Here is a 14,050-nt window from a genome sequence, read left to right as displayed (position 1 = left end):
GAGTAGGAATACCCACCACGAGTGGGCATTCACCTTTAGTTAACTCTTCTTGGCCTTCCCCGTCTGACGCCCTCAGATTTCGGCATATTCCCCCTAAAAAAAGACCGCCCGCAGTTGATCGAAAATCTCAACCAATAATCTGTCTTTATCAAATACGGCGCGACCACAGTTTTCAGATTCGAAACGAGTTCCTTGTTAGACCAACCGATCATCCCAACCCCTAAAAGCCGATACTCCTTTTTCTTTTTATTACAATTGAAATATCGCCCCTGGCCGCCCGTTACTTTCTGTGCCCAGTGCTTTCCAACTAGGCTGGCTAAGACCACATCCTCTCGATAAACTGCTCCATTATAAAAAACCAACAGATGAAAATGGAACCCTTTGAGATGCCCATACTCCAACTTACACGCAAAACCCAGCATCCCTTTTATTGGCAGACCTTTGTGCAGGTCTTTTCGAAGTTTCTCCCAGTCTGCATTCACGCGAGCGAGATCAAGCTGTAGGTTTTTTCGCTCGTTAAAAAAACCAGGCTGATAGTACAAATCTACTCGGATAACCACCATTCGAGAATGCTTTTCAAACAGAGCATCGATGTATTGATCTAGGCTGTGAGCCCGCTTCTTTTCCGCCCTTATAAATCGTTTTATTAATGCCTTAAATCCATGACCTGACGCCCCCACCCTCAACAAGCCAACCAGACCATTCAAAATCTCTACTTCCTTCTCAACCTCTGAAGGCGCCAATTTTGTAGTAGACGAAAGTACCAGGACACTATCGAATTTTTCCGCACACTCAAAGAGCAACGCCACGTAGGGATTCAGGGAATGAAACGGAAAATAACAGTGGAACTCCCCAGAACCATTCTTTAATGCCTTTAGCAATAGCTTACCCAACTGCGTAGCCTGAAGTGTATTATCGCCACGCTTATTTTTTGCAACCGAGAAGAGCTCTTCGCTACTCTGCACCACCAGCCTAACGACTGGCTCAATCTGCTTTAGCTTTTCTAATAAGACATCCTCCTCCGTCAATACCTTATAGCTCAACTCTCCAGACGACTTTGACAGGCAATCTGTTGGATCACTGAAATCCATGCCCCACCTCTGCTATTGTGAAACTTTCACTCACCCTATTTTAAATCAGTGTGCAACTAGCACTATTAAGAGACTCAAGTCCTCTCCAATGAAAACTCATTACTTTCAACTAGATACAAGCAGTTCCTAGACGTTAACGATCCCACCGACACATCATTGAGCGCCGTACATTAATCACCATCTTAAAAATCCACAGAAGCCGATGACTACAACCACACAACTATAATTCCTAATTAAATAATACTCCATAAAGCACACATGGCAAATGCACTACAAAATGCCTAACGCGCCTAAGAGAACAGCAGGGAAATTTAACTAAAACCAGAAATAGTTAGTGATAAGATGTCCGTTAAATCTGGGCGCAATAACGGTGTAAATCTTTCATTTGCGGCGAAGGCTGATGATGCTCAAGCCAGGGCTGCACGTCCACCCAAGCAAAGCCGTCCATTGTCCCGAGCAAAACTCTCCCAGCATTCTGTAGCACCTCCAAAGCACGATCTAAGCGACCTTTCTCCCGAAGTTTATTTGGACAATACTGACGGATATGGTTTTTACGAACTAAACGATTGTTATCCTCTCGGAAGCGGCTCAGCCACTGATCTAATTCATCTGCATCCAAAACGTGTTGCGCAGGAGGCATGAATAATTTGAGGAAGTCATGTGAGCACCCTTCACAATAACTAATGGCAGCATTTAACGTACTCAATGAAATATCCCCTTCGAGATTTTCGAAGTGGTGCAGTAAAGCCGAAACTCTGGCGATGTTGTCTGCAAGCTTTGACGCATGATCACGAGCGCTTTCAAAGCGCTTTCCTGGACGGCTGTCTATCTCAATGGCATCGGCGAGTTGAAGCCAGCGGTTAGAGGCTTCGGATGTGAACGCTAATACATCCTTTTTGAACGCAGGTTCTTGCAGCAGCTTTGCGTTCTGCTGGAGCAGGTCGTTTAAACGTTGTTTGAAACTGCCACAATGCTCCCAGGATTGCGTGGTGTCATGACTCTTCCGGTAGCCCTGCGTTGAGGAGGGGTGACAAACTAGAAAACGTGCCCAGAGGCCCGAGCCACGAGTCTCTTCGCCACGGCGCGCTATGTAGCCACTAACGGCGCTCACTTGTGCCATGATCGAAACGGTAAGCCGAGCTTCGTTTAGTACAAAGCTATGTGCAGTCTTGCGGTCGACGGTGATCGCGTCACCGCTCCAGATGGAATTCATCTTTGAAAGATCATTGAAAGCACGGCCACCCAGCACTCCACCACCTTCACTGGATGTTAGACCTGCCGTAGGTAGATTTTGATACAAACCGAAGAAAAGAGCCTCGGATGTGGAGTCCTCATAAAGCATTTTAAATTCTTTCGGTCGTAACGGCTCCGCGACTTCGTGTGTCGACATCCGCTGCACTTCGTCCTGTGTCGGCTCCCCTAGACTGCCTTTTTTTGTAATGTCCTTAAGAAGCGTTTTACGATGCGCTTTCCAAATATCGTGGCGGACCTGCCACTGCTGCATTTGGTCCTGGTAGACGGAACCTTGCTGACGCTGGAAGTCACGTACAGGCCCTAAAAAAACATTCTCTACTGTCGACTTGCGCTCTCCTGAGTCAGCGATGGCCAGCACCATCAATGACGTGGGTACTACCTGACCACTTGGTTTACGGACATCAATGAGACCTTGCGACACGACAGCAATTGCCGTCAGAGCGCTCGACAAAATCAACCCAAGAGGGGCCTGTATATTAGTTTGTACTTCATCTGCTGCGCGTTGAAGTAGTGAGGACGGCATATGAAATGGCTGGTGAAACACAGCCGCCGGTTGCTGACCATCAGCATTCATAAAGCTACTCATTTTCCAGCTCTAATGCCGTGGTTGCAGTTTTACCCGCCTCGCGCCCAGCTTGTTTGCAATCAGTGCGCGATAATGTCACACACTGCTCAATCCAAGCGTTTACCTCTGAATCAATCCAACGCACAGCCCCAATACCGAGAGAAACTTGACTGGGGAAACTCGGATCATATTGTGTCGATTTTGAGTCTAGCTTGCCGTAGATGGTAGACCGGGAAAGGCCCGTACGCTCGATTACCTGCTTCAGGCGAAGCATGATAAGCACTGGGGTTAGCTGAGTAGTCATCGGTGTGTCCTCCATAGGATTGACCTGCGCCCATCCTAAGAAAGCAGCCTCAAAAACTGAACTCCGTGAGCCTAACGATTGCTAACGTTAGGGCCACCTTCCGGCCGCCCTTGCCCCTCTCTTGGCTCTGATACCTCACCCGCGTCAGCGGCATTCTGGTTCACTGTCACCACAGGGCGCACATCCAGCGCTGATCTGACAGATCAACTCGGCGTACGAAAACAAGCTGTCGTCATAAAGCTGCTATTCCTGCTACGAGTAGCAAAAATAGCAGGAGGATTTCCGTTGTGATTTCTCGAACTCTCACCCTACCGGTACGCAATGTGCCTCGCTCATCGAAAGGCTGCGCAATGAACCTCGATTGCAGTGAGCATCACAAGTGCGTGATTGCATTCCACTTGACCACCCGTTTGCATCGCCACTGACCGTTCAATTGCATCCGACCTGACCAAGCGTTTGCATCGGATTTGACCAGCAGACTGGGTGTCCTTGACTGGTAGAAATCCAGCGGTGTGGTGTGCATGCGCCATTCCTAATGGTGTGGCTGCACCAACATGACGACACCTACCGTTCTGCCCACCTGAATGGCTATGCCTGAACGTTGCCCTTGTAGAGATGTGAGACTATCGCCTCAGCCGGCCGAGGGGCGTCATGGTGAAGAGCTCTTTCACGTAAACTTGTCTGAGTTTATGAAGGCATTCCCGTAGCAGACGTCCTCGTACGGAGCGGACATGGCAACGCCCAATTCACGCGTCATTTTGCAGTACATGGCCAGCAACCGCAGGGTTGTTTTTTTCATTCTCGAATGGCTGCGATATAGGGTGTCAGGGTTAATTCTGAGTCCGTATTCAGCGAGCCGGCCTTTCACGAATTCGGTGATCGTGTGCTGATTATCACAAGCATTAAAGACCGCAGGAACCTTAAGCTCCTTGAGCTTAACCACTCCGATTCTGTTGGGGTATTGAATTCTGGCGGCATGGGCATACTCACTCAACAGCCGCCGATGAACCATGCCCGCACCCAAAATGCTGAGCCAACTGCCCAGCGTTCCCGTGTGCATCCGAAAGCGCACCTTACGCTTCCCCCACGCTTCGAAAAATTCCTGAACCTTCACTGAATTTGTCAGATCTCTCCTGCAGATTAGCGGGATGCCAGCCAGGCTTGTTTTGCTGTTGGCTTCGTTGAAATGCCTTTGAATATCCAGCAAGCGATCGACAGTATTTTCAGTCAGATTGAGACTGCGCATTTGGAGGTACACGGCGCTCGCATCATCCTTGCTGATGTTCATGTTAAAGGCGTGGACAATCATCTGGTAATCGGCGAGCAGGGCTAGGCGTGTCGTGAACGAATCGGAAAATTCATCCGTGATTCGATCCGGACTGTTTTTGGTGACGGGCAAAACTCCAGAAACGACCAGCCAGCAGTAAGCGGCTACGGACGCGTCAGTGAACTCACTGACAAAGCATCGAGTGAGTAGATCTCGCCTTACCAGTGGCGAGCATTCAACGAACTCCTCGATCAGGGTCGAGGCGATTTCCAATGCATGATTGGCCAAAACCCCAGTGCTTTTTTCTGTGATGACAGACATGTAAGCCATCTGATAATCATTCCAGAAGTTGTCGACAGCCTCCATCTGCTCAGAGGACAGATTTGGTGGCCGCGACACATGCGGACTCGCCTGACTCAACTCCTCGGTGGAGTTGGCCAGGCTTACCTCCAAGAGGTAGTACGTCACATGCTTGATGATGTCTGCCTCACGACCCGAATGCCGGCTCTCGACCTCTAGCGTGACCCGCTCTACGATTTTATCGAGCTGCGAGCGTTCTTCGACATCCATGCCTACGTGAACGACCAGGTCGTTGAAGAAAACCAAGTCAAGAAAATCCAGACCAGCCTTATGTGCCTTGGTCATGCGCGGCATCTACCCCTACCCTTTTTTGTCCGCCTCTGCGACACCTGCCGCTACACCAGCGCCAGCTGCAGCACCTAATGCCGCTCCGGTCGAAGCCACTACCGTAGCGCCCACCGCCATTCCACCACCGCCAGCAGCGAGCGCGCCTCCACCAACAGCCGCCAGTGAAGCGTTTGTCAGCGCTACACCTGAGAGTGAGCTAATTGCCGTCCCCGATGCCGTAGCGCCCAACAGCCCTGCAGATCCTGCGGCTGCAGCGAGTGGACCTGCAAAAGCCAGCGCTGTACCACCAGTGGCGAGCGTACCGAGGCATACCAATGCGGTTTTGCCAGGGTTTTCGATCACAATGTCGACCGCTGAAACTGCTAGATCACCTACCGTGCCAATCGCGCTGCCAACCAAATCAAAAAGCGAGTCGAAAAAAGACATGCTGAACTCCAGGTTACGCTCGAAAGACATTTCCGAACGGCTTGGAGGCAATTGTGTTCAGTCGACATGAGGCTGACAATTGCGAAAAGTGCCGTACCTTTTCCTACACTAGTACAGCGGTGAAACCAACGCGGCCGAGATCAATGGGTAAGGCCACTCGAAGCAAAGAAGCATTCGTGCTATTCGTGTCGCACGAGAGCACTTGGCTATGTGCACCGCCCAAGGGCGTTAGAATGTCCAGCAACGCTCACAGACTAGGGCACCTGAATCATGCACGAAACGGATGCCTCTTGAGAGATCAAGCAACGCGTCGATGACCTCTATTCAGCTGCCTGTAAACACGGCGCAACATAGGAGACCGTTGTTCACTCTACGTTGTGCGAATCGATGCTGGATGAGTTTTCCGATCGGGAGGCTGAGAAATCCGCTTTCGCTTATGCGCGTGAGACTTATGAATATCAAACCCAAGAGGAACTCCGAGCGACTCAAGCAGAGGAGTGGGATAGTGGGATAATGGGGTTTGCTCTCACGGCTTGGATTGGATGACCTGCCCAGCCAGGCGCTTTGAACAAGACTGACCCAAAAGGTCAAAGCACGAATACCCGAGATAGACGTGACTGAGGGCACCAATGGAACTCAACCCATATCGCAAGCGATTCGAAGCTGCAGCCGCTGCCCTATTGGCGGCCAAGAGAAATGTCAAAGACCAGCACACTCTACTGGGCTGGCTTCATCGATTCAACGAGGTTGAGGCCCAAATAGCTCTTGATGAGGCGCGTGCTCGAGTAGTCGCTCTACAGAAGGCACTGAACACGGCGCGTATGGGCAAACCGCTACTGGTGAGCTGGCCACAACCCTCTTTACTCGATGTCATCAAATTCAAGGTCTTTGGCTCAACACCCAGCTCTAAGGGTTTTACTGATCAGCAGATGGACCCTGAGCGTGAGGCCAAGATTGCTGGCCTCGAGGCTGAGCTCAAGGTTCGGGTCGGCGCCGTCGAGAAGATCTATTACCAGATCCAGTTCCACAAAAGCTTGGACTGGTTAGAGGCTGATGCAGAGATCGCTACCTACAACCGCCAGGTCGCTGACCTTGAACCCGACGTCGCGAAGCTCGAAGCAGATGTGAGACGTTTTGATGAGCACTTGGTGGAGCCGCTGCATGAAAGGGAAAAGCTGACTGGCGAACTGGCTTTGGCGATCGAAGCTCAGGAATCGGCAACTGAATTTGACCTCCGGTTCAAAGCAGCACCAGACGCAATGAGTCGGCGGGGTGTGCAGCAGCAATGCTTCAATCTGTTTGGGCTCGACAATACCGACAAAGCTGTCCGAATCAAAACCGGGCAGGTCGAATCCCTGCAGCGCAACCTTGCAAAAATTGAGACCAGAATTGTTGAGTTGCAAAAGCGTGATAGCCGAGGCATCACCCGCATAGTCATTGATGGCACAAACCTTTGCTATCGAGGGAGAAACCCCAATCGAAAATTCATCGGTGTGGTCGCACTCACTCACCTGCTTCCGACCCTTCAGCATTTGTGGCCTGGCGTCGAGATCATCATCTGCTTCGATCCGGGGACTTTGAAGAATTCAGCAAAGCTCTGGCCAGATGGTGAAAAGCATTTCCCTCACTCGGTCCAGATCCACGAGATCGCCCAGGGCAGTAAAGCCGACGAGAGCATTATCGAGCTCGCAAGTGGGGAGACTGAGTACGTCATAAGCAACGACACCTTTCGCGACTTTCAGAATCGCCCTCCTGTCAAAGAAGGCCGGGTATTCAAGGCTGACATCACTACGAACGACATCTTGGTACTGGCCCTGGCGGCACACGCCAGATTCGGCTCATCTCAACATATGCCATCCACCGACATTGCAGCGGGTGGCAGTGCCGAGTGAGGATGAGTGAATAAGTTGTTGGTCAGCTAAACGTGCTGGCCAGCAACGTCTGCTGTGCCATCAAGCGCTTCCCCACCTGCAGAATTCCCTTTTCACCAGCCACACCCGGTATGGGTTGTTGTGCATCACGCCGACGCATCTGGTCTCGATAAACCCCGTTTGATGGGAGCTCGCATTACGGTGAGTCATAGCAGGGACTTGACCACCCGTTTGCATAGGATCTGACCAGCGTACGGGTGCACCTCGACCGGTAGAAACCGGCCATAAGTAGCCTATCGATAACTCATGAAAAGAACACCCTCTTCACAATCCAATGCTTATAGACGGCGAACACGTGTACCGCCTTCAGTTTGTCCATCGAACAGTTTTCACCACTTTAAGATTTTATTTCTTCGCAAACAATTTTTCCGTCCACCCTTAAGGATGGAGGGTAGATCTCTATACCGCCATTAGTTTTGATTATATGTTCATGCTGGGCCCGTACAAAATCACGAACCTCACTCTTGGAGAACTCAGTATGAAGCCAATATCTTACTGGCCTCACATTTTGGGGCTCCAATGTAGGATCGTAATAGTTATCGCCTATTTTAATTACGGCATGCCCCAGCTTTTCGCCACTCGCTATCTCCACATAGCAAAGCACGTACGTCTCAGCTAACAGATGATTGGTAACTGCGGACAAACAATTCGCATAGCACTGTTTTGGCGCGGTACACCCCGCCATCATAAGCTTCCCCAGCAAATCTTTAGGTAAAGAGGATATCTCTATCCTGGCAAGGCTACTTTTTTTTAAACCGAAGAGTGTTTTAAGTATTTTCATATGTTATCTGACAAAGAGAATCGTGGGCGGTACGGTCGGCACAAGAGGCTAGTTCGAGAAGCACCTTGCAGTAGCTATACTGGAACATATGTCTTCAGAAATCCGTGCAGGAGGCTGTTCACCCTAATACTGCACTCGCTGAACGCGTCGGCCGCTTCTTCGAGATCTTCTATCTCAAGAACTTTCTTAGAGCTCAAACGAGCTTCTCCATTCGCCCCGGTGCAAGGTTTTCCATGAAATATGTCATTTCGAACCTGCACCAAACCTGCAAAGTCCTGGGCGACGGAGGTGAGTTCATCGCGCGCCGCCGACCTAGGCATATTGCGTACTAAATCAATATAGCGCTTCGCAATTCGTCCCGCAGTGAGTTCCTCGTCCAAGATCTTCCCTAGTGCCCCAGGTTTGATTTTTTCACAGCTCCAAACTACGTTCCATTCACAGATCGAGAAGCAAAATGCAGCTTGCCCTAAGGCAGACGTGTAGTCCTGCTTTATGGGCTGGCGGTTTCGGTCACCTTTCATAAGCGCTTAATCCATGCTGTTTAAGAAAAATTGGGCCGCACCTATGATTGACGTTAGCTTGCATAAAGCTGTGTGCCAGCCCCAACGATGCAGCCAGCCCGGTAGAAATGTCACTGTACATCAATAACCGCATGTGGCCACCAATTGGGTCAGCGGGTTGCTTCTAGGCGGTCGTACTCCTAAGGGGCAACGGGGACACCCAAGATCTCATTTGAAGGAGGCAGCGTTTCAACAACCACCCGATCAGAGGTGTTTATGTGGCTCTGTCAGTACATATCGGATGCGTACAACCACACCTTCGGCTTGAAACTTTCTCACTCAGGCTTCGATTTTACGCTCTCCTCGGATCACCCGGTGGTGATGTCGCAGATGCTCATAGGCTATCTAAGCTAGAAAAAGACAGTCACATATCACCCCAATGAGAGCTGGAGGTTCATTCAATGAACCGAACCTCGAAATTGAGTTGATTACCATACGAGGAAAAAAATCATGAATTGCCCAAGCTGTGAATCTACAAGGGTAAGAACCAAAAACTATGGAAGAAAAGTGGGGGGTGTTGTGGGGGGCGTCAGCGGGGCCGTTGGAGGAGTAACTGGCGCGGTGAGTGGTGCAGAGGCCGGCGCCTTGATCGGGATTGTTGCTGGCCCTATCGGACTAGCAATTGGAACATTCGCTGGCGCTATTTTTGGGGGGATGCTCGGAGGTGCTGCGGGAGGGGTAACAGGCGCTACGTTAGGGCAAGTATTCGACGAGGAAGTGTTAGACAACAACGAGTGCTTGGATTGTGGCTTCCAGTTCAGCAGCGAATAAAAATGGTCTTAGACCCTATATCCCTGCCTCGCTGAGCAGATCCGAAGGTTTGCAATTCAAACCTTCTGCGATTCGAACAATGTTGAGGAGCGTAACGTTTCGCTCTCCCCGTTCAATCTTGCCCATGTGTGACCGGTCCACGCCTGACAGATCTGCAAGGGCCTCTTGGGAAAGTGACAAAGCGTTCCGCCGAGCACGTACAGCCGCCCCGAACCGGGTCAGATTAGCTTCGTTGTCGCGTGCACCAGAGACTCTTGTCATGCCTGCAATGGTGTGGATATGATGCCTATACGGCCACGGTATTTACGACCCATTTTGAGCCGTCTTAAGGAGTTTCGTGAAAAAGGTACTTTTACTAATCGTGTCAGGCCTGCTGGCGGCGAATGCCGCCTACGCGTCAAATCAGGTCGGGCAATGCGTATTTCCTAAAACAAAAACGCTCCCCAACGGCAATCTATCCCTCGTCAAACCCACCTATATCTCTGATAAGCCCTCACCAGAAGGCGCGAAATCTTTGACCTCTATGTCATCTTTTCGCATAGACGCAGAAGAGAATGGATTTATCAGGTTGATTACTACCCCAGATTACTCGCTGCCCGCCCCGCAAACAGGCGAGGGGAAAGTAGTGGGCTGGGGCAAGTTAAAAGACTTCGATGTAATTGCACTTAGAAACTGTACCTGACCAGCCTTTCAAGGCTTCCACCAAAGAAAACTCTAGAGGGAGCAAGTATGTATTTTTGGAGAAAGACGCTGTTAGTGATGATTATATTTACCCCTCACGCACATGCAGCACAATTAGATCCTCAGCAATATCCGATTACCGAAAAAGCGTGTAGCTACGCGCAGTCTTTCGTAATTAATGCATATGCAAACATCAACAGCACCACCAACAATCCTCTGTATACAATTTCCGTCAACATGAACAACAACAAAAATATTGATATGCGCGTGGGCGCACGGGTGGCCAACAACTTCATAGCCTCCTCCAATGCTTGGGGTGCCCAGTACACACAATGGGCTAGGCAAAACATACTCCCCTGGTGCCGCCAAGGTATTGGTGGCACATTATAACCTTTAAAAAATGCAATCCAGAAACGCGTTAATAATGTCATACGACTTCAACCGCAGCAAAAAAGGGCCAGACAATTGTCTGGCCCTTTTTATTTCGTTCACTTAGTTCGAGAGCACATTATGTCGCATCTAATCGAAAACATGGCTTACGTTGGCGCCACTCCTTGGCATGGTCTGGGAAGTCGCCTATCCGAGAAACAACCACTCGAAATCTGGCAACGTGAAGCAGGTATGAACTGGTATATCCAAGAAAGCCCGGTCCACTTCAAGGCGGACACCATCGGTAATCTCAGCACCATTCATTCCTTTCCCGATCAGAAGGTTCTTTATCGCTCTGACACCAAGGCTCCATTGTCGGTTGTGTCCCAGCGTTATCAAGTTGTACAGCCACGTGAGGTGCTGGAGTTCTATCGAGACCTGTCCGAGCGCTCTGGTTATGAACTGGAGACCGCTGGAGTATTAAAAGGTGGGCGCAAGTTCTGGGCGCTAGCCCGTACTGGGCAGACCACTGCCTTGAAGGGTAACGATCAGGTCAACGGCTATCTGCTGCTGGCCACTTCCTGTGACGGCACCCTTGCTACCACAGCAACTCCGACCACAGTGCGCGTGGTCTGTAACAACACTTTGACGATCTCCCTGAATAGCGCTGCCCGCGCCATCAAGGTTCCGCACAACACGCGCTTTGATTCGCAAGCAGTAAAAAAACAACTGGGCATAGCCGTTTCGCAATGGGACGAATTTATGTACCGGATGCGCACGCTTGCGGAACGTAAGGTTCAGTGGCCTGAGGCCATGGGCTTCTTTATGAACGTGCTTTGCGACACCAACGTGTATGACCCGATTCCCAAAGTACAGGCAAACAAACGAGCAATGGAGAAGGTACAGAGCCTGTACGAAGGTAAAGGCCGAGGTTCTGATATGGAGTCCGCTCGCGGAACAGCATGGGGCTTGCTGAACGCGGTGACCGAATACGTGGATCATGAAAGACGCGCCAGGAGCTCTGAGTATCGAATGGATTCCGCTTGGTTTGGTCAGGGCGCGGTAATCAAACAGAAAGCATTAGATGCAGCTCTCCAACTCGTAGTGTGAGCTTCCTTCCTCTGGCCACCTTTAACTCAGGAGCGGGACATTTGAACCTCCCGCTCAGGAGGGTAGTCAGGCTCTGCCCGCTCGACGGACCTGCCTTGCAATTCGCGAAAAGGTGGATACTGTATATAAAAACAGTACCCATCTCGAGCGGGAGAGACCAAGGCACCTAAAACCCAGCGGTGCGCTCCTCGATACCAGCTTTTCTATCGACGCCTGCCAGGCCAGTACTCCCCTGCCCCTGCTCATCGAGGACTCGCACTATCAATGCTTAATCGCTGATTGCTCGACCTCAACCATCAAGGGGACTACATCTGACCTCTCCATTCCAGTCAATAGTCACAGCCGGATGGCTACTTTCGCCAGCCTTCGCTCACAAGCTCACTTTTAGAGATTGCTCGGTTACAGACCGGCTGATGGAGCTCAACCATGTGGCTACCACCTATCGACACCCCTTAACTATCCGGTAAAGAATTTATGCGCCAATTCAACGACATAAGAGGCCCCTCCGATCTCAACCATGGCCGACCTCCAGACGTTACAAGCCATTGCGTTTCCTTGCAGGTCAATCCATTATCCATCACTATTGCACCTTCGACGCCTATCGAGCTGCCCCTAGACCACTTTGTGGTTGAACCTTCCTCGTCTCCGGTGAGAAAAATCCACCGTCGGCCTGAGTACATAGGTGATAGCGAAGGGTTTCGCGAGACGCTCCCTACCCTGAACACAGCCATATCCGGGCAGGAGCCCATGAAAAATATCGAGACTCCCCCTTCGTTACCCACCCCTGGGCAACCGCTAATGTTTGCGGATCTTTTTGCGGGCTGTGGAGGCCTCTCGCTCGGTCTTTCGCTGGCAGGACTTAATGGTGTTTTTGCCGTAGAGCGCGACAAAATGGCGTTCTCCACTCTGTCAGCCAACCTACTCGAAGGCCGCGACGTACCCGTGAGTCAGTTCGAGTGGCCCTCTTGGCTGGAAAGAAAAGCCTGGGGTATCGATGAAATTCTTGAACAGCATCCACTTGATCTTTCCAAGCTTAACGGCAAAGTGCATGTGCTTGCGGGAGGCCCTCCCTGCCAGGGATTCAGCTTCGCAGGCAAGCGCCTAGAGAGCGATCCACGAAACCAACTGTTTGAGAAGTACGTGGAAATGGTCAAGGCCATTCAGCCAGCGGCCATCGTCCTGGAAAACGTGCCAGGCATGAAGGTCGCACATAAGGCCAAGTCTTGGAAAGACCTTGGGATACCGGTGAAACCCCAATCCTACTATGACAAGCTTGTCGAAAGTCTGGACAGGGTCGGCTATCAGGTCCTCGGTCGAATAGTGGACTCCTCACTCTTCGGAGTTCCCCAGAAGCGTCCACGCCTAATCGTAATTGGGATCCGCAAGGACCTCGCTTGTCATCTTCGTGGCGGCGCCACCAGAGCTTTCGAGCTATTAGAGGAAGCGAGGCTAAGCCAACTTCAGGAGCTTGGCCTTCCCGAATCAGTCAGCGCTTCAGAGGCCATTTCTGATCTGGAAATAAAACACGCGGGGACCAGACCATGCACTGACCCCTCCTCCCGCACCGGTTTTCAAGAGCTTGCATATAAGGGGCCTCGGACACACTATCAAGCCCTTATGCAACGAGGGGTGGACGGTTCTATGGACAGCGTGCGCTTAGCAAAACACAAGCCCGAAATCAGTGAAAGGTTTAGGAGCATTATCCAGGACCCCGAGTGCATCAAAGGTGGCTTAATGACCTTGGCCCAGCGGGAGAAATATGGTCTCAAGAAGCACCGCATTTGCCTTATGCGGGCGGAGAACCCTGCACCAACAATAACAACGCTCCCCGACGATGTGCTCCATTACAGCGAACCAAGAATACTGACTGTCCGAGAGTCTGCGCGCCTGCAGTCGTTTCCCGATTGGTTCCAGTTCCGCGGTAAATTCACTACGGGGGGCAGTCGACGAACCAAAGAATGCCCACGATACACTCAGGTGGGTAACGCAGTTCCTCCTTACCTTGCGAGAGCTATCGGTCTAGCCATCAGATCGGTACTAGAGGAAGCAATGGCTGCCGCTAGCCGCCACGCAATCATTGAGGTAGAGCAACAAACCTTAGCCTTAGCTTAGAAACACAAGACTTAAGGAAAGTGAATTGCCCCCACTCAAAGGGTCGGGGTACCTTGCTGCCCTGGTCGCCAGGGCAGCAAGGTACCCAGCCGCCAACCGTAAAAGCAACCACTAGAGGAAGGCTTGTTTCCCTGCTTCAACTCTGTGCAACTTTAACCGGCCAGCCTTATCAACGGGTCG

13 protein-coding genes are annotated in these 14,050 nt (G+C 51.0%); 5 read left to right on the top strand and 8 right to left on the bottom strand.

Features of this window, described 5'->3' with window-relative positions:
• Positions 1–35: 35 nt before the first annotated feature.
• The 5 genes from KRR23_RS09760 to KRR23_RS09740 all read right to left on the bottom strand — a co-directional run bounded on the left by KRR23_RS09760 (position 36) and on the right by KRR23_RS09740 (position 5,555).
• Positions 36–1,091, bottom strand: a complete 1,056-nt coding sequence (locus KRR23_RS09760) for an inovirus-type Gp2 protein (RefSeq protein ID WP_216742342.1) — start codon at positions 1,089–1,091, stop codon at positions 36–38.
• Between the two features lie 349 nt (positions 1,092–1,440).
• Positions 1,441–2,919 carry a YfjI family protein gene (locus KRR23_RS09755; protein WP_253912009.1) on the bottom strand — a complete coding sequence of 493 codons (1,479 nt, stop codon included), beginning with the start codon at positions 2,917–2,919 and terminating at the stop codon, positions 1,441–1,443.
• 4 nt (positions 2,920–2,923) lie between these two features.
• A complete protein-coding gene (locus KRR23_RS09750) occupies positions 2,924–3,214 on the bottom strand; it encodes an AlpA family transcriptional regulator (RefSeq protein WP_253912008.1) in 291 nt (96 codons plus the stop codon).
• Between the two features lie 667 nt (positions 3,215–3,881).
• Complete coding sequence (locus tag KRR23_RS09745) at positions 3,882–5,135, bottom strand: hypothetical protein (RefSeq protein ID WP_216742340.1); 1,254 nt, start codon at positions 5,133–5,135, stop codon at positions 3,882–3,884.
• 6 nt (positions 5,136–5,141) lie between these two features.
• Positions 5,142–5,555, bottom strand: a complete 414-nt coding sequence (locus tag KRR23_RS09740) for a hypothetical protein (RefSeq protein WP_216742339.1) — start codon at positions 5,553–5,555, stop codon at positions 5,142–5,144.
• 629 nt (positions 5,556–6,184) lie between these two features.
• Between KRR23_RS09740 and KRR23_RS09735 the strand changes: the two genes are divergently transcribed.
• Entirely contained in the window at positions 6,185–7,447 is a 1,263-nt protein-coding gene (locus tag KRR23_RS09735) for a hypothetical protein (protein WP_216742338.1), read from the top strand.
• Between the two features lie 376 nt (positions 7,448–7,823).
• Here the strand turns inward: KRR23_RS09735 and KRR23_RS09730 are convergent, their stop codons facing one another.
• The 3 genes from KRR23_RS09730 to KRR23_RS09720 all read right to left on the bottom strand — a co-directional run bounded on the left by KRR23_RS09730 (position 7,824) and on the right by KRR23_RS09720 (position 9,859).
• Positions 7,824–8,267, bottom strand: coding sequence for a hypothetical protein (locus KRR23_RS09730; protein WP_216742337.1), 444 nt, complete (start codon positions 8,265–8,267; stop codon positions 7,824–7,826).
• A 74-nt stretch (positions 8,268–8,341) separates the two neighbouring features.
• Positions 8,342–8,788, bottom strand: a complete 447-nt coding sequence (locus KRR23_RS09725) for a hypothetical protein (RefSeq protein WP_216742336.1) — start codon at positions 8,786–8,788, stop codon at positions 8,342–8,344.
• 825 nt (positions 8,789–9,613) lie between these two features.
• Positions 9,614–9,859, bottom strand: coding sequence for a helix-turn-helix domain-containing protein (locus tag KRR23_RS09720; RefSeq protein WP_216742335.1), 246 nt, complete (start codon positions 9,857–9,859; stop codon positions 9,614–9,616).
• Between the two features lie 76 nt (positions 9,860–9,935).
• On the opposite strand from KRR23_RS09720, the gene KRR23_RS09715 reads away from it, so the two are divergent.
• The 4 genes from KRR23_RS09715 to KRR23_RS09700 all read left to right on the top strand — a co-directional run bounded on the left by KRR23_RS09715 (position 9,936) and on the right by KRR23_RS09700 (position 13,870).
• Positions 9,936–10,280: a hypothetical protein gene (locus KRR23_RS09715; protein ID WP_216742334.1), complete on the top strand. Its 345-nt coding sequence runs from the start codon at positions 9,936–9,938 to the stop codon at positions 10,278–10,280.
• 47 nt (positions 10,281–10,327) lie between these two features.
• Positions 10,328–10,669, top strand: a complete 342-nt coding sequence (locus KRR23_RS09710) for a hypothetical protein (protein WP_216742333.1) — start codon at positions 10,328–10,330, stop codon at positions 10,667–10,669.
• A gap of 120 nt (positions 10,670–10,789) precedes the next feature.
• Entirely contained in the window at positions 10,790–11,758 is a 969-nt protein-coding gene (locus tag KRR23_RS09705) for a DUF932 domain-containing protein (protein ID WP_216742332.1), read from the top strand.
• A 747-nt stretch (positions 11,759–12,505) separates the two neighbouring features.
• Positions 12,506–13,870 carry a DNA cytosine methyltransferase gene (locus tag KRR23_RS09700; protein ID WP_216742331.1) on the top strand — a complete coding sequence of 455 codons (1,365 nt, stop codon included), beginning with the start codon at positions 12,506–12,508 and terminating at the stop codon, positions 13,868–13,870.
• The last annotated feature ends 180 nt before the right edge of the window (positions 13,871–14,050 follow it).

Origin of the sequence: Pseudomonas sp. CVAP#3, from assembly GCF_018986375.1 — a bacterium.
Lineage (GTDB): Bacteria > Pseudomonadota > Gammaproteobacteria > Pseudomonadales > Pseudomonadaceae > Aquipseudomonas > Aquipseudomonas helvetica.
The sequence above is the reverse complement of the archived record's forward strand: the minus strand, read 5'-3'. Positions and strand labels throughout refer to the sequence as shown.

Excerpts from the sequence above, each read along its gene's own strand:
- KRR23_RS09760 (WP_216742342.1), bottom strand. The coding sequence starts at position 1,091 with ATGGATTTCAGTGATCCAACAGATTGCCTGTCAAAGTCGTCTGGAGAG.
- KRR23_RS09755 (WP_253912009.1), bottom strand. The coding sequence starts at position 2,919 with ATGAATGCTGATGGTCAGCAACCGGCGGCTGTGTTTCACCAGCCATTT.
- KRR23_RS09750 (WP_253912008.1), bottom strand. The coding sequence starts at position 3,214 with ATGACTACTCAGCTAACCCCAGTGCTTATCATGCTTCGCCTGAAGCAG.
- KRR23_RS09745 (WP_216742340.1), bottom strand. The coding sequence starts at position 5,135 with ATGCCGCGCATGACCAAGGCACATAAGGCTGGTCTGGATTTTCTTGAC.
- KRR23_RS09740 (WP_216742339.1), bottom strand. The coding sequence starts at position 5,555 with ATGTCTTTTTTCGACTCGCTTTTTGATTTGGTTGGCAGCGCGATTGGC.
- KRR23_RS09735 (WP_216742338.1), top strand. The coding sequence starts at position 6,185 with ATGGAACTCAACCCATATCGCAAGCGATTCGAAGCTGCAGCCGCTGCC.
- KRR23_RS09730 (WP_216742337.1), bottom strand. The coding sequence starts at position 8,267 with ATGAAAATACTTAAAACACTCTTCGGTTTAAAAAAAAGTAGCCTTGCC.
- KRR23_RS09725 (WP_216742336.1), bottom strand. The coding sequence starts at position 8,788 with ATGAAAGGTGACCGAAACCGCCAGCCCATAAAGCAGGACTACACGTCT.
- KRR23_RS09720 (WP_216742335.1), bottom strand. The coding sequence starts at position 9,859 with ATGACAAGAGTCTCTGGTGCACGCGACAACGAAGCTAATCTGACCCGG.
- KRR23_RS09710 (WP_216742333.1), top strand. The coding sequence starts at position 10,328 with ATGTATTTTTGGAGAAAGACGCTGTTAGTGATGATTATATTTACCCCT.
- KRR23_RS09705 (WP_216742332.1), top strand. The coding sequence starts at position 10,790 with ATGTCGCATCTAATCGAAAACATGGCTTACGTTGGCGCCACTCCTTGG.
- KRR23_RS09700 (WP_216742331.1), top strand. The coding sequence starts at position 12,506 with ATGAAAAATATCGAGACTCCCCCTTCGTTACCCACCCCTGGGCAACCG.